Raw genomic sequence first — 13806 nt, forward strand, 5'->3', positions numbered from 1 at the left:
TGTTTAAGCAATCGAGGAAGGCCTAACAACTTCTCCATCAGTGCCGATAATCTCATTAAGGGTTAAAGATTTTTGGAGATCTTGCTTGCCAAAATAAACTGTGTCATAACCAGCCTGGCCAAAGAGGCTCCCAAGGTTAGGAAGCTGCGGATCTAACTGAATCTGGTTCTGAATGATTTCGTTATCAAGATGGTTTTCATCTAAAACATGTTTAACTTGATGCTGAGAAGGGAATTTTCCAGTAAAAAAAGTAGACCTCGAGGACGTGCACATCGAAGTACTGGCATAAGCATTTGAGAATGACAATCCATTATCCTTAAGCCAATTCGTCGTAGGCAAAAAGTCAGCTTTCCACTGCTCTGGGGACCACTGAGTTTGAACTTGATCACGAATAAAAACGAGAAGATTCTTAGGAGACTCAGACTTAGCAGACACTAAAAATCTTCAATATATTATCAATGTTAAGCAGAAACTTTCTTGTTGATCTTAAGAAAAAAGAAATTTGCTCTTCATCTTGTGCGATAAATCCTCTGCAACAACCAAAGTGAAAAGATCAGACCCACCAAATGCGCAAATAACACTTGGGTGTTGCTCAGAACCGAAAGCATCTCCAAGGAGGTGATCGGGTAATTATCTAATGCAGAACGCCCTGCACCAATCGAGATTCCCGGCGCTTGCATCGACGCCTGTACAAACAAACTTCCAGCCAACGATTGATAGCCAATGGAGGAGAACACCAACCCGAGCAGATCAACAATCACGCCCCGTTTGAGCAGACGGCTGGTCTCACCACGACTGGGGCGAACAGCACTGTTGAGAGCCCTACCGAGGCGAACGATCAGCCAACCCTGCCAAAGGCTGTAGAGCAAAAACAAGAACGCCAAGCTTGTCAGTGACAAGCCAGGACCAAGCCCTAGTGCTCGCTCAGAGTTGCGGGCCAAGCTGCTGCCGATGTTGTTGAACAACAGCACGCCAACGACAACAACCCCAAGGATTGTCTGTATCCAAAAACGAATCCATCCCATGCGGCGCAACCCGAGCGAAACCATTTGAAGATCGAGAGGGTCAGCCATCCGAGTTTTTGCGGCGGTCGTTCAAACTTGCCATCTACGCGCGCCATGTGCACGGCCACCTTGATTCCTCTCTGCCCCCCTCAGCAGGCAAGAACCCCGACAGCGCTTGCCCTCGGTAGTTTCGATGGCCTTCATGCTGGCCATCGCCGCGTTATTGAGGCTGTTGTAAACAATGCGCCTGGCGTGCCAACGGTGGTGAGTTTCTGGCCCCATCCCCGCGAAGTGCTCTATGGCGAACCACGATTACGACTGGACCTGCCTAGCGAAAAAGCCTGCCTCCTCGCTCCGCTTGGTGTCGAACAACTTGTGCTGGTGCCCTTCGATCGTGCGCTGGCATCCCTCAGTGCCGAAACCTTTGTAAAGCAAATGCTTATCCACACCCTCAAAGCAGAGCGCATTGCCGTTGGGGCCAACTTCCGCTTTGGACGTAATCGTGAGGGCGACACAACCACCTTGCAACAACTCGCCGCAGCCGCCGGAGTGGAAGTGATGGTGTTGCCAATCCTGGAAGACACAGAGGGGCGAATGAGCAGCAGCCGCATTCGCTCCGCTCTGAGCGAAGGCGATCTACAGGCAGCAACGACCCTGATGGGCCGGCCCTATCGCTTCCTCGGCCGTGTCGTCAGCGGCCGCGGCCTTGGGCGAAAACTGGGCTGGCCTACAGCCAACTTGCAAGTTGATGGGCGCAAATTCCTGCCAGGCCTTGGGGTCTATGCCGCCTGGGCATCAGTCAAAGATAAAAGCGAACCCCTTGCTGCCGTGATGAATTTGGGCCCCCAACCCACAGTGGATCCAACATCGCCCTCCGCCGTAGAGGTCCATTTGCTGGATCAGCAAATGGACCTGGAAGGATGCGAGATCTTGGTTGAACCGATCCAGAGACTTCGAGGCCAGCAACGCTTCGCAAACCTTGAAGAACTCAGCAGCCAGATTGGCCGCGATGCAGACCTAGCACGCAGCAAATTGAAGGCCCGATAAGCCAGCGTTAAAAGGCAAGATCAAGCAGGGGTGGGATAAGCATTCGTCAAACCCCAAACAATGAACACCCCGATCCCACCTAAAAGAACAACCCCCCAGATCAGAACGTTCATGGTGCTATCTGAACCACTGTTGTCCATGATCGGAATGGGGATGCAATTGTGCCAAGACTGCCATGAAATCGATGCCTTTCGCCCCGATCGCAGATCTACGTGTGGCTCAGCTGATCGATGCCAACCTCGATCGAGCTCGGGAAGGATTGCGAGTCGTCGAAGACTGGTGCCGCTTCGGCCTAGATCGTGAAGAGCTTGTGGTGACTCTCAAAGACTGGCGTCAGCGACTGGGTCGCCATCATCACGACAGCTACAAACAGGCACGCTCCACTGCTACAGATCAAGGGATCGGCCTCAGTCATCCTGCTCAACAAGAGCGACACGAGCCATGGCATGTTGTGGCAGCGAACTGCGCACGCGTTCAAGAAGCTCTACGCGTGCTTGAAGAGTTCGCCCGTCAGCCAGATCCTCAGCTGGCTGCCAGCGCTGCTGCAATCCGCTATGGCCTCTACGACCTAGAGGTGACCGTGCTGCAGGCCAACGCAGGCAAAAAGAGACGCCAACAACTACAGGACTGCCATCTTTGCCTGATTACGACATCACAATCCGATCTAAACAGCAACGATCTGCTCAGGACAGTGAACGCAGCATTAGTCGCTGGCATCGACATGGTGCAATACCGCAATAAAGAAGCTAGCGACTTGCAACGACTGACTCAGGCAAAAGAACTGGCCAGCCTATGCAGAAAGCATGGGGCGCTATTCATCGTTAATGACCGAATCGACTTAGCCCTTGCGGTGGACGCCGATGGCGTTCATCTCGGCCAGGACGACCTCCCCACAGACGTAGCAAGGGGACTGATCGGCAGCGAACGACTACTGGGTCGAAGCACCCAATTCCTTGCCCAGCTTCAAAAAGCTGAAGCAGAAGGTTGCGACTATCTAGGAGTGGGACCTGTCAACAGCACAGCCACAAAACCGGAACGACAACCAATTGGGCTTGCCTATGTGAAGGAGGCATCTAAAGCCACCCAGCTACCTTGGTTTGCCATTGGTGGCATCAACATCTCAAACCTAGAAGCAGTACGTCAAGCCGGAGCAAAGCGAATCGCTGTGATCGGAGCGATCATGAATTCCAAAGATCCTGCCGCTACCAGCCTTCAACTACTGGAGGCTCTGAGATGAAACTGATGGTGAATGGTGAAATCAGGGACATCGAACCAGAACCGATGCCAACCTCGCTGGCGGCCGTGATCGAACAGCTGGGCTACCACCCTCGCCTTGTCGTTGTGGAGTTCAACGGCACGATCCTGACACCAAATCACTGGCAGGAGCAGCTGGTGCAGGAGATGGACCAACTTGAAATCGTCACTATCGTCGGCGGAGGTTCCTAGAGTTCAGACCAACCGCCGCAACGTTTTGGCCAGCTTGCCAAACCTTCCCTCCAGACGCACGCTCAGCCGCTGGCTGACGGCTCTATTGCTGCCGCTCCTGGTAGCAGGCTTGATTCTGGTTCAACCCGAGCCAAGCCATGCCGCTCGTGGTGGACGCATCGGAGGAGGAAGCTTCCGTGCACCCTCAATGCCACGCAGCAGCGGTGGTATGCGCGGCGGCTATGGAGGAGGTTATGGAGGTTACGGCGGGGGCTACCGCGGAGGTGGCATCGGTTTTCCCTTCCTCATTCCCATATTTGGTTTCGGTGGCGGCGGCCTTTTTGGCTTCCTAATTCTTATGTCGATTGTGGGCGTTCTGGTCAATGCCGTACGTGGTGGTGGCAGGGGAAATGCCGCCCTTAATGGTTCAGGCGAACTCGCTCAACGGCCCACTGCGGCTGGCCCCGTCACCATGCTGCAATTGCAAGTAGGGCTTCTGGCCAGCGCCAAGGCTCTGCAGGAAGACCTGCGCGAGCTTGCGGCCTCAGCGCAAACAGGCAGCTCAAGCGGGCTGCAACGGGTTCTGCAGGAAACCACCCTTGCCCTTCTGCGTCAGCCAGAGCTCTGGGTTTACGCCAATGTAGAAACCGGCAGCGTGCCGTTTGCTTCCGCAGAATCCACATTTAACCGTCTTTCGATGACCGAACGCAGCAAATTGCGAGCGGAGGTGACATCCAACGTTGCCGGTGAACGACGAACTGATGAGCTTTCAGAAAAGAGCGCCGGCGAGGCCGATGCAGCAAATGAATACATCGTCGTCACGATTTTGGTTGCATCCAGCAGCCGCATCAAACTGAGTGAATCAATCAGCAGCGAGCAGCTACGAGAAAGCCTTCGCATCCTTGGATCCACCTCTTCAACTGATTTGATGGCCCTGGAGGTGATCTGGCAACCCGAAGGTCGAGGTGATGTTCTGAGCGCAGAAGAGGTTGTGACGTCCTACCCCAACCTGCAGCACCTCTGATTGCATACCCCGATCAAGAAGGTCCAAAGAAAGGTCTTCACAAAATCTTCCACAAAGAATGATCGTCATGAACCAAACACAAGGCCTAAGTATTGATACCTTGATTCGAACACATTCCCGCACCCACCTTGTCTGCCGCGTCCCGACCTGACCCCCGTGCAATGGAATGGCAAACCAATGGTGAATTGGCTCGTGGTGATCTATTTGAACTAGTTCGCCGTTTGCGTGATGTTGAATTGCCAAGTCACAGCAATGAACTATGGCGACTTGGTGCCAAATACGAAGAAACAGAGTGAATCCCGGCACTCCCCTTGCGCGATTCAATTAGGTACCCCATCGTTCGCTCAATCAAGAAAAATGCATGGGTTCACGTTCGTTGCATTGGGTGAATACACCCGTTTTGGCGGAAGCCCTAATGCGCTACGAACAGAATCGCTTGCCACGATCAATGAAGCTCTGGGTTGAACAGCTACTTGAACTCAGCCCCCAGGATTCTCACCAGTTGCTGTCTCACGATCCTGATTATTGATTGACAGCTACTTCGCCTTTGATAGCTACTTTAAGGATACGCAGTGCCGCCATAGCAGCTCCATAGCCATTATCAATATTCACCACCACCAGACCAGGTGCACAACTGGCGAGCATTCCCTCAAGGGCTGTACGGCCTCCTGCACTGACCCCATAACCCACTGACACGGGAACACCAATCACAGGCTGTGGCACAAGCCCTGTCAACACAGTCGGCAGTGAACCCTCCATGCCTGCGCAGGCAATCAGTACCTTGGCTCGTTGCAGCCGTACCAACTGATCGAGAAGCCTTTGCAAACCAGCAACACCCACATCCAGCAAGAGTTCACTCTGGATGCCATGCCAACGCAACGCCAAAGCGGCTTCCGCCGCTATAGGCAAATCACTGGTACCACCACTAAGCACCACGACCTCACCAAGTGCAGGCAGCAAGATCGCCGGATCTCCGAGTGTGAGGCAACGAGCCTGAGCATGAAACTGCACATTGCTAAGCAGATCTGCCACGGCCGCCGCCTTGGCTTGATCAACCCGCGTAACCAAGGCCAGTTCACCCGCAGCCTCAAGACGACTCAGACATGCTGCGATCTGTTCACTGGTCTTGTGTTCACCAAAGATCGCCTCCACCATGCCAAGCCGCTGCCGCCGCTTTAAATCCAGCCGTACCTGCGGCTCAGTCACTGAGGCACCAATTCGCCTTCAAATTGCAGCAAGAAAGGATGACTACTGGCCTGACCTGTGGCCTCACGGGCCAGCTGTTCAAAGCGTGCCTGGACCACATCCACCTCAGCCTGTGGAATCGATTTCCACTGTTCTCTGCTGGCCCAACGAATCAGCAAGATGCCCTCCTCCTGTTCAGCGTCCCAAAAAATATCCCGCCCCAGATAGCCACTCTGCTTCGCGAGCCAGGGTTCCCAACTGCCCTGCTCAGCTTTGAGCCAAGCCTCCCGTGCATGGGCCGGCACCTTGATGCGCAGATGCTCGACGACAGCAACGTCATCGCCGCCATCAGGATCATGACGAGCGGCAATCGCGACATCAGGATGACCGGACAACATCACTAGAAAGCTAAGAACAAAGGAAATCAACCTAGACAAGCTTCTGCAATTCATGTCAGGCCTATCTGCTGCAACAGTGCGACTGCCTGACTACTCATCCCCTCCTCTCGACCTTCCGGTCCAAGCCCTTCATTGGTGGTGGCCTTCACACCCACGGCATCCAATTCCACCCCCAACCGTTGTGCCAGGTTGCTGCGCATCGAATTGATGTGAGGCTTGAGCTTGGGACGCTCAGCCACCACCACAGCATCCACATTCAAAATCTGCCAGCCGCGATCTCGTACCAGAGCCACAACCTGCTCAAGCAGCATCAAGCTATCGGCCCCTTTCCAGCGGGGATCATCCGGCGGAAAATATTTACCGATATCGCCTAAAGCAAGAGCCCCAAGCAAGGCATCCATCAGCGCATGAACAAGAACATCAGCATCGCTGTGACCATCGAGCCCCAACCCATCGGGATGATCAAGTGTCACGCCACCAAGAATCAAGGGGCGGCCGGGCACTAAGCGATGAATGTCATACCCGTTGCCGATACGAAACTGCATGGAGGCAGAACCATGGGACTCCATTGTCAGTGTTGACGATTGTTGCTGATCAGACCAGCGAACATAGAGATCCGGACGACGCATCTGCGTACGCAGCTGCCGCTGTTGCTGTCGCCATAGAGCAATCGCACCATGATCACCACTGCGCAACACATCTGGAACAACCATGCCGCGAAAATTCGCTGGCCTTGTGTAGTGAGGATGCTCGAGGAGAACATCGCTATGACTCTCATCCTGCAACGACTCTGCCGTTCCAACAGTTCCCGGTAACAACCTCACCACCCCATTGATCACCGTCATGGCTGGCAGCTCACCACCGGTGAGCACAAAATCCCCTACAGACACCTCCTCATCTGCCAAACCTCTGATCCGCTCATCAAAACCTTCGTAATGACCGCAGATCAGCACAAGCTGATCGTGTTGCACTACCCAACGATGCAAATCCTTCTGGCATAGCGGTTTTCCCTGAGGGGTCAGAAGCAGTACCCGCCGTCGCGACTGAACAGGAATCGCCTCAAAAGCAGCAAAGACTGGTTCTGGCTTGAGCACCATGCCAGCACCACCGCCATAAGGCTGATCATCAACCTTGTGGTAGCGATCCGTGGTGTAATCGCGGGGATTATGGGTGTGCAAGGCAGCGATACCAGAGGCAAACGCACGACCAATCACCCCGAGTTCACCAAGAGGAGTAAACGCCTGTGGCACCAAAGTCACTACATCGAGGCGAAAAGGCGCCATCTCCTTCAGGCTGCTAAATGGGAGAACCAACGGATCTGCGCACAGACACTAGGCAAGCTCATCCGCTGATCAGAGCACCCCTGAAGAAATAACCTCAGCCCAAAAGACTTTAAAAAAGGGTTTGGAAGATCAATCATTCATCAATCCTCTCAGCCGCCCATTTGAAACGGGCAATAATCACTTGCCCTCAAAACCAAGCTCCGCCAATCGCGCTGGTTTAGAGCGCCAATCAGGCACCACCTTCACAAATAATTCTAAGTAAACAGGACCATCGATCAAGGTCTGCATCTGCAAGCGCGCTCCCTGACCAATGGTCTTCAACATCGAGCCTCCCTTGCCGATCAGGATCCCCTTCTGGCTCTTGCGTTCCACCAGCACGGTGGCCAACACAGCCGTCCTCCCCTGTTTGCCAGGACGTCCATTTGCAACATGCATCTCTTCAACCCGATCAATGCTCACCGCCACGCTATGGGGCACCTCCTCACGGGTATGCATCAGCACCTGCTCGCGAATCAGTTCAGCCAGCAGCACCCGCTCCGGCTGATCACACACCATCTCAGCTGGATAGAGCTGGGGGCCTAGTGGCAGCTGCCCCACTAAAGCTTCTACAAGCCCATTGCATCCCTCACCACTAATCGCACTGCAACGTATGAGCGGCCAAGCAGAGTCTGCCAACAGCTGCCGATAAGCCTCCTCCGCCGGATCGTGTTGCTGCTCAGCAACACGATCCCACTTATTAAGAGCAACTAACACAGGCAGATCCTGCTGGCGTAGCAGTTCCACGATAAAAGCATCACCACGGCCGGGTGGTTCACAGCCCTCAAGCAGAAGCAACACCAGGTCAACCTCACCAATGGCTGCACGAGCGCTTTGCACCAGCCGTTCACCAAGCAGATGGTGAGGTTTGTGAATCCCAGGGGTGTCCACTAGCACCATCTGAGCCTCGGGGGTGGTGACGATGGCCCGCAGCCGATTGCGCGTTGTCTGCGCCACAGGAGAAGTAATCGCCACCTTCTCTCCCACCAACTGATTCACCAAGGTGGATTTGCCCACATTGGGCCTGCCAATTAAAGCGACAAAACCGGAACGATATCCCTCAGGGAGAGACTCCATGGCCTCAGGCGACATGACCTGGCTCAATGTGGCCCCATAGCCTGACTGAAAGCATGCATAACATCCATGAGCACCCCAGCACCAAGCTTTGAACAAGCGATTGAAATCACCGCTCAGTGGCTGAGGCTATGGGAAGAGGGCGAACTCAGTGATGAAGTCCTCGCCGACCGGGTCTCGGAATTGGTGGCCAGTCGTGATGGCGCCCGTGGATTCTTTGTGGTGAGCCTGGCAGGGGATTCCCCACTGATGGATCGCCTCCCCGAAGCCCTGGTGATGCAATTAAGGGCTGCTGGAGACGGTGTCGTTGACCTGACCGTCCGCAACCTAGCGATGAGCACGGCGATGGCCATGCACCATCAACGCGCAGGCGATATGACACAGCAGGCTGGATCGAAGAGAGTGACATCCCGCTGCACTGAACTACTGCGTCTGCTCGAACCGAAGTCCGTCAAAACAAGACTGGAACAACTGCTTGAAGCTGTTGAGCACACCCGTGGGGAAGATGTCGCCTTCCTCAATCGCTGGGGTTATGACGACGAGCAGAAGCAAGCCATTACAGCCTCAATCGAGGCCATCGCAGAAACATGAATGGCTTTAGCAATGGCTGATTGACTGGCCTGTTAATTTGTCTATTGATCTAGTTATCAGGTTGGGCTCAGCTTGATAGCAAACAGTGGAAATAAAACAGTGGAAGTTAAAAGTGGAAATAACAGAAACAGCTCAAGTTCCCATCGCCAACCGCTTGCGCCAATTCAAGAAAGGAATCGAAAAAATAATTGTGAGCACTAAATAGGTCAGGATCGATAGTTTGAGTTCAAGAATCTGCGGAGCATTGATCTGGGCAAGCAAGAGTGCCAAGCATGGATTTCGCATGGAGGTCACCAGTGAAACAGTGGTTCGCTCTTTGGGGTCCGGCCCCGCTAGCAGATAACCGATCAGCAACGATGCGATCACCATGACGGCCATCAATGCCAACGCCAGCAGGTTCTTGCTGGCGAAAGGAATGAGTAAGGGAAAGGCCTTAACAAGAATCACCACCAGGACCAGCAGCAGCAAATTGGCAAGCTTGTTGAAGAACGGCTCAGCACTTTCGGACCAAGCTGGTAACCAGCGGCGTAGCAACAGACCTAACAACAACGGCAGGATCTGAACCTGGCCCACATTCATCGCTACATGGATAGGCCTGATCTCCCAACCTTGCCCTTTAAAGACAGTCGTGAACAACTCAGCCATCAGGGGAATTGAAATAATCGCCGCAATCGCCACAACCATCTGCAAGTAGCCAGCCATCTGAGCATTGCCGCCTGCTTTTCCCGCTTTGCGCAGTGTGAGCGGAGCACTTGGGCAAACCGCCATCAGAGCAATCGACAATCTCGCAGGCTGAGATAACTCAAAGCTGAGCGGAAGCCAGAGAATGATCATCGCTACCAACGGCACCAGCACGCAGGTGCCCAGCAAGACGCGCAGCAACAATGCTGAGCGGTTTCGGATCAGATCAAAGTGGTTGTCGCGCAGGTTGAGCCCTAGTGCGAACATGATCAGGAATAGTGCTCCAGGAATCAGTCCGTCCATCAATACAGTTGTGTGTTAAAGGGACAAAAGAGAAGCCATAAGAACGAACAAATTCAGCCGGTCTGAGCGCCTTGAATGAGCAACACCAAGGCAACTGCTCCGATCATGATCAGGGCAGTCGCCGTAGCCGTCGTGATCGAAAATTGATCGGGATAGAAATACTCATCCCGTTTGATCTGGCGCAAATTAAGGCGATGCTGACGTGTTGAAGCCGCCATCGCCGATGGCCAATTCACCAATCAGAAAGAGAAGCTCATCGGCAGACCGAGCACCAAAGGATCATCCACATCGCCCTTGCCCATCGGATTGAAGATGTATTGAACCCCCGGCTGAATCGAGACATTGCTGCCGAGCATGAACTGATAACCCAATTCCAGGGCTGATTCCCAAATCGGTCCATCAGGGATGTCTCGGCTCCAGTTGGCATTGGCCAGTCCGATTACAACGGCATCGTGAGGGCGATTGCGGAACAGACCTTTGCCGACCCAGCCCCCTGCATAAGTGTTGGGAACATCCTGGACGCTCTGAGTCAAACCACAAGTTGCATTGTCCCAGAAACTGCTGGAAGATCGCCAGCATCACGCCGGTCCAGATGATCGGCAGCAGGATGGTGTGGCCGATCGAACAGTTCACTTAACTTGCCTTGATGGGTGTTAACGAGGCTGCTCTGGATCCTGGCAATCACCTGATCTGCAGGTTCATTCAGCGTTTTTTCAATCACCGCTTTCGCACGCTGCGTCAAACCTTTCTGCACGAGATAGCGAGGACTCTCTGGAATGCCGGTCACCAGTACTGCGTAAAGAGCTGCGGGAATGATTTCAGGCATGAACATCCAGCGCCAGGCAGCTAGAGGACCGATCACTGAAACGGGATTCTGATCAGAAGTAAAAAGAACAATGACGTAATCGAACAGCAACGCCAGGAAAATACCGATAACAATCGCCAGCTGCTGTAGTGAGCCAAGCTGTCCACGCATTGATGCAGGAGAGATCTCGGCGAGATAAGCAGGCGCCAACACACTGGCGAAACCGACGGCCAGACCACCAACGACCGGCCAGATGATCAAGGTGGTGATCGTTGGGGCAAGAGCAGAGCCGATGGCACCAGCAAGAAACATCAGCGCAGCAACCAGCATGCTGTTGCGACGACCGAGTCGATCGGACAGCCAGCCAGCGGTGAACGCTCCCAAGGCGGAACCCAGCAAAGCTGAGGCCACCGCAAAACCGAGGGTTTCCTTGGAGACGGTGAAGGCGGTACCGATCTCACCGACAGCTCCATTGATCACTGCCGTGTCGTAGCCAAAGAGAAACCCTCCTAAGGCTGCTGAAATTGCGATCTGAAGAATGAAACGTAAACGTCGTCTCTTATTCCTCTGATCAGAAAGCTGATTAGAGGGGTCCAAAAGCTGCTTATTTGCCAACTGCAATGCAGCCCTGATTTACAAGCCGGCAACCAGTACCGCAACAGATCTCAACTGAATCAAGCGACAAAAAAGCCCCGCCTGTGCGGGGCTAAAGAATTCTTCTCGCTGAGTTCAGTTACGTCGACCGCCACCTTGAATGGCAATGATTAGACGTAAAATGAAGATAAACAGGTTGATGTAGGTGAGATACATCCCTAAAGCACCTGAAAGGTACTGATCATCCGTGTAGGTGCGAGGCATCGTGTAGAAGTCCACGAAAGCCATGCCTACAAAAAGCACCGTGCCAAAGCCGGCGATCATCAATTCGAAGGTGCCTATCGCGAAAACCTGCGGAGCAAAAATGCTGCCAATCAGTTGCACCACCATGGCGATGATCAGGCCGATCAGACCAAGACCAACCACTCCTGAGAGGGCCTGACCGACGCTGTCGCTCATGCGCCTACCAACAACCGAGGCAATCGCAAAGGTGAGACCAGTCGCCAAAGCGGCGATACCGATAGAGGCCGCACCAGCAACGGCAACAGCCTGAAGAACCAAACCAGTGAGGGTGAAACCCGTCAACAGGCTGAAGGTGGCCAGCAGGGGTAGAGCGGTGGCGTTATTGCCTTTTTTTGCTGCATTCTGGGCAACAAAGAAAAGGATGAACCAGGGGATGATCGCAATCAGCGATAAGGGTTGGAAAGCTTGCCAACCCATCGATTGAACAGTGGCGATCCCTCCCAACACGCCACCGGCGGTGAGCACCATGCCACCACCCACATAGGGCAGGGCCTTGTTAACGACATTGGGGCCAACCAAGGCGCTGGATTGCGCCTCGCGAATGGCCTCCTGGAAATTGCTGCTTGCCGGCATGGCTCACCAGATCACGTAACCCCTTTACTTTGCCATCAAAAAAAAAGTTTGCTGAGTTTGTTGAGTGCGGGTCTCCCTATCGTTGATCTCGGCGTGCATAAGCATCCACAACCCGTTGCACCAGCGGATGACGCACCACATCTGCAGAAGTAAGGCGACAGACAGCGACACCATTGATATCAGCGAGCACCTCAGCAGCATCCACGAGACCGCTGAGCTGACCCGGTGGCAAATCCACCTGGGTGGTGTCACCCGTGACAACCATGCGCGAACGCTCCCCAAGCCGAGTGAGCACCATGCGCATCTGAGCCGGCGTTGTGTTCTGAGCCTCATCAAGGATTACAAAAGCCTCATCCAAGGTGCGCCCCCGCATGTAGGCGAGAGGGGCCACTTCGATCACACCCTTCTCCAGCAATGTGGTTGTTTTCTCGGCTCCGAGCAAGGCGTGAAGAGCGTCATAAAGCGGACGTAGATAAGGATCCACTTTCTGCTGGAGGTCACCGGGAAGAAAACCCAATCTTTCACCAGCCTCAACCGCTGGCCGAGTTAACACCAGGCGCTCAACCTTTCGCTCACTGAGCATGCGCACTGCCAACACTGTGGCCAAAAAGGTTTTACCAGTTCCTGCAGGCCCAAGAGCGAAGGTGAGATCGTGGCGCTCCATCGCCTCGACATAAGCCTTCTGGCGCAATGTCCTCGGCCTCAGCAAGTTGCCTCGCTGACTGCGGGCCAACACCTGATCAGCCAATTCCGCATGAGCATCCCTACGGCCGGTATCAAGAGCCGTGAGCGCCGCTTGTAAATCAACAGCTGAAACTGCCTGGCCTTCTTGCCACAGAGGTCGGATCAGCTCAACCACTGCTGCAGCACGTTCCAATTGAGCAGGGCGGCCGCCGATCACAAGCTGAAGCCCCCTAATCACAAAAGAAGCCCCGGTCAAGGCCTGAAGGTGATGCAAGGTCTGTTCACCGTTGCCTGCAAGAGCTAGCGCAGCGTCAGTATCGGGAAGATCCAGAACGAAGTGACCCTCTGAGGTAACTCCGGCCATGCAACAACTCAGGCTTCTGTGTTGTCAGCAGGAGTTTCCTCAGCATTTGCTTCTGCAGCTTGTTTGGACACATTTTTTGCAGCAGCCTTACGAGCTTCAGCCTGCTTGGCCTTACCAACAACCTCAGCAGGACGAACGGTCTTTTCGATCAGCCCGCCTTTCTCCAACAAAGATCGAACTGCATCAGTGGGCTGAGCTCCCTGACTAAGACGCAAACGCAGTGCCTCAGTGTCGAGCCGCGTTTCCTTCGTGCGAGGGTTGTAAAAGCCAAGCTCCTGCAAAGGGCGACCGTCTCGACGAGAGGTGCTGTTACAGGCCACAAGGCGGAAACTCGCTTCCCGCTTCTTGCCAAACCGCTTCAGGCGGAGCTTGATCATCGTGGCCCTAAGTTCGTAAAAGGTGGATGGTTCAGCGGTGTTTTACACACACGCC

General features: G+C 54.1%; 20 protein-coding genes. 7 read left to right on the forward strand and 13 right to left on the reverse strand.

Annotation, left to right across the window (positions count from 1 at the left end):
- Positions 1-3 precede the first annotated feature (3 nt).
- Together SIB41_RS07100 and SIB41_RS07105 are read right to left on the reverse strand one after the other, a co-directional pair.
- Complete coding sequence (locus tag SIB41_RS07100; protein WP_413357831.1) at positions 4-435, reverse strand: sulfatase-like hydrolase/transferase; 432 nt, start codon at positions 433-435, stop codon at positions 4-6.
- Between the two features lie 74 nt (positions 436-509).
- Positions 510-1073: a DUF3611 family protein gene (locus SIB41_RS07105; RefSeq protein WP_413357833.1), complete on the reverse strand. Its 564-nt coding sequence runs from the start codon at positions 1071-1073 to the stop codon at positions 510-512.
- 45 nt (positions 1074-1118) lie between these two features.
- Between SIB41_RS07105 and SIB41_RS07110 the strand changes: the two genes are divergently transcribed.
- The 6 genes from SIB41_RS07110 (at position 1119) to SIB41_RS07135 (ending at position 5029) form a co-directional block, all read left to right on the forward strand.
- Positions 1119-2051, forward strand: coding sequence for a bifunctional riboflavin kinase/FAD synthetase (locus tag SIB41_RS07110; RefSeq protein ID WP_413357835.1), 933 nt, complete (start codon positions 1119-1121; stop codon positions 2049-2051).
- A 175-nt stretch (positions 2052-2226) separates the two neighbouring features.
- The gene (locus SIB41_RS07115) at positions 2227-3288 is read left to right on the forward strand and encodes a thiamine phosphate synthase (RefSeq protein ID WP_413357837.1); all 1062 of its coding nucleotides are present in this window, start codon (positions 2227-2229) and stop codon (positions 3286-3288) included.
- Positions 3285-3497, forward strand: coding sequence for a sulfur carrier protein ThiS (gene thiS, locus SIB41_RS07120; RefSeq protein ID WP_011129741.1), 213 nt, complete (start codon positions 3285-3287; stop codon positions 3495-3497). Before SIB41_RS07115 ends, thiS begins: the two co-directional genes overlap by 4 nt.
- Positions 3498-3522: 25 nt before the next feature.
- A complete protein-coding gene (locus SIB41_RS07125) occupies positions 3523-4500 on the forward strand; it encodes a DUF1517 domain-containing protein (RefSeq protein WP_063414575.1) in 978 nt (325 codons plus the stop codon).
- A 128-nt stretch (positions 4501-4628) separates the two neighbouring features.
- Positions 4629-4796 (forward strand): hypothetical protein, encoded by a 168-nt coding sequence (locus tag SIB41_RS07130; RefSeq protein WP_011129739.1) that lies wholly within the window; start codon positions 4629-4631, stop codon positions 4794-4796.
- 65 nt (positions 4797-4861) lie between these two features.
- Entirely contained in the window at positions 4862-5029 is a 168-nt protein-coding gene (locus tag SIB41_RS07135) for a hypothetical protein (protein ID WP_011826567.1), read from the forward strand.
- Here the strand turns inward: SIB41_RS07135 and larB are convergent.
- The 4 genes from larB to era all read right to left on the reverse strand — a co-directional run bounded on the left by larB (position 5023) and on the right by era (position 8575).
- Positions 5023-5706, reverse strand: a complete 684-nt coding sequence (gene larB / locus SIB41_RS07140) for a nickel pincer cofactor biosynthesis protein LarB (protein ID WP_413357839.1) — start codon at positions 5704-5706, stop codon at positions 5023-5025. The genes SIB41_RS07135 and larB overlap by 7 nt on opposite strands.
- Positions 5703-6137 carry a TIGR03792 family protein gene (locus tag SIB41_RS07145; RefSeq protein WP_011129736.1) on the reverse strand — a complete coding sequence of 145 codons (435 nt, stop codon included), beginning with the start codon at positions 6135-6137 and terminating at the stop codon, positions 5703-5705. The genes larB and SIB41_RS07145 overlap by 4 nt, the downstream gene beginning before the upstream one ends.
- Complete coding sequence (trmD, locus tag SIB41_RS07150) at positions 6134-7366, reverse strand: tRNA (guanosine(37)-N1)-methyltransferase TrmD (RefSeq protein ID WP_413357841.1); 1233 nt, start codon at positions 7364-7366, stop codon at positions 6134-6136. The genes SIB41_RS07145 and trmD overlap by 4 nt, the downstream gene beginning before the upstream one ends.
- Before the next feature lie 177 nt (positions 7367-7543).
- The gene (gene era / locus SIB41_RS07155; RefSeq protein ID WP_413357843.1) at positions 7544-8575 is read right to left on the reverse strand and encodes a GTPase Era; all 1032 of its coding nucleotides are present in this window, start codon (positions 8573-8575) and stop codon (positions 7544-7546) included.
- Between era and SIB41_RS07160 the strand changes: the two genes are divergently transcribed.
- The gene (locus SIB41_RS07160) at positions 8546-9067 is read left to right on the forward strand and encodes a hypothetical protein (protein WP_011826571.1); all 522 of its coding nucleotides are present in this window, start codon (positions 8546-8548) and stop codon (positions 9065-9067) included. The two genes, era and SIB41_RS07160, sit on opposite strands and share 30 nt — an antisense overlap.
- Before the next feature lie 132 nt (positions 9068-9199).
- Here SIB41_RS07160 and SIB41_RS07165 read toward each other — a convergent pair whose 3' ends face one another.
- The 7 genes from SIB41_RS07165 to rpsP form a co-directional block, all read right to left on the reverse strand.
- Entirely contained in the window at positions 9200-10051 is an 852-nt protein-coding gene (locus SIB41_RS07165; protein ID WP_413357845.1) for a bile acid:sodium symporter family protein, read from the reverse strand.
- 53 nt (positions 10052-10104) lie between these two features.
- Positions 10105-10269, reverse strand: a complete 165-nt coding sequence (locus SIB41_RS07170; RefSeq protein ID WP_413357847.1) for a hypothetical protein — start codon at positions 10267-10269, stop codon at positions 10105-10107.
- Between the two features lie 21 nt (positions 10270-10290).
- Positions 10291-10584, reverse strand: coding sequence for a carbohydrate porin (locus SIB41_RS07175; protein ID WP_413357849.1), 294 nt, complete (start codon positions 10582-10584; stop codon positions 10291-10293).
- Entirely contained in the window at positions 10581-11471 is an 891-nt protein-coding gene (locus SIB41_RS07180; RefSeq protein ID WP_413357851.1) for an MFS transporter, read from the reverse strand. The genes SIB41_RS07175 and SIB41_RS07180 overlap by 4 nt, the downstream gene beginning before the upstream one ends.
- A 114-nt stretch (positions 11472-11585) precedes the next feature.
- Entirely contained in the window at positions 11586-12326 is a 741-nt protein-coding gene (locus SIB41_RS07185) for a Bax inhibitor-1 family protein (RefSeq protein ID WP_011129731.1), read from the reverse strand.
- 76 nt (positions 12327-12402) lie between these two features.
- Positions 12403-13374: a PhoH family protein gene (locus tag SIB41_RS07190; RefSeq protein WP_413357853.1), complete on the reverse strand. Its 972-nt coding sequence runs from the start codon at positions 13372-13374 to the stop codon at positions 12403-12405.
- Between the two features lie 8 nt (positions 13375-13382).
- A complete protein-coding gene (gene rpsP, locus SIB41_RS07195) occupies positions 13383-13751 on the reverse strand; it encodes a 30S ribosomal protein S16 (protein ID WP_413357855.1) in 369 nt (122 codons plus the stop codon).
- Positions 13752-13806: the final 55 nt, after the last annotated feature.

It is taken from the genome of Prochlorococcus sp. MIT 1201, from assembly GCF_047303415.1.
In the GTDB taxonomy this organism is placed as follows: Bacteria; Cyanobacteriota; Cyanobacteriia; order PCC-6307; family Cyanobiaceae; genus Prochlorococcus; species Prochlorococcus marinus_D.

What these genes read in the sequence shown, in the direction of transcription:
- SIB41_RS07135 (WP_011826567.1), top strand. Translation starts at nt 4,862, where the DNA reads ATGGGTTCACGTTCGTTGCATTGGGTGAATACACCCGTTTTGGCGGAA.
- SIB41_RS07110 (WP_413357835.1), top strand. Translation starts at nt 1,119, where the DNA reads ATGTGCACGGCCACCTTGATTCCTCTCTGCCCCCCTCAGCAGGCAAGA.
- trmD (WP_413357841.1), bottom strand. Translation starts at nt 7,366, where the DNA reads ATGGCGCCTTTTCGCCTCGATGTAGTGACTTTGGTGCCACAGGCGTTT.
- SIB41_RS07170 (WP_413357847.1), bottom strand. Translation starts at nt 10,269, where the DNA reads ATGGCGGCTTCAACACGTCAGCATCGCCTTAATTTGCGCCAGATCAAA.
- rpsP (WP_413357855.1), bottom strand. Translation starts at nt 13,751, where the DNA reads ATGATCAAGCTCCGCCTGAAGCGGTTTGGCAAGAAGCGGGAAGCGAGT.
- thiS (WP_011129741.1), top strand. Translation starts at nt 3,285, where the DNA reads ATGAAACTGATGGTGAATGGTGAAATCAGGGACATCGAACCAGAACCG.
- SIB41_RS07115 (WP_413357837.1), top strand. Translation starts at nt 2,227, where the DNA reads ATGAAATCGATGCCTTTCGCCCCGATCGCAGATCTACGTGTGGCTCAG.
- SIB41_RS07160 (WP_011826571.1), top strand. Translation starts at nt 8,546, where the DNA reads ATGAGCACCCCAGCACCAAGCTTTGAACAAGCGATTGAAATCACCGCT.
- SIB41_RS07145 (WP_011129736.1), bottom strand. Translation starts at nt 6,137, where the DNA reads ATGAATTGCAGAAGCTTGTCTAGGTTGATTTCCTTTGTTCTTAGCTTT.
- SIB41_RS07185 (WP_011129731.1), bottom strand. Translation starts at nt 12,326, where the DNA reads ATGCCGGCAAGCAGCAATTTCCAGGAGGCCATTCGCGAGGCGCAATCC.
- SIB41_RS07190 (WP_413357853.1), bottom strand. Translation starts at nt 13,374, where the DNA reads ATGGCCGGAGTTACCTCAGAGGGTCACTTCGTTCTGGATCTTCCCGAT.
- SIB41_RS07165 (WP_413357845.1), bottom strand. Translation starts at nt 10,051, where the DNA reads ATGGACGGACTGATTCCTGGAGCACTATTCCTGATCATGTTCGCACTA.
- SIB41_RS07105 (WP_413357833.1), bottom strand. Translation starts at nt 1,073, where the DNA reads ATGGCTGACCCTCTCGATCTTCAAATGGTTTCGCTCGGGTTGCGCCGC.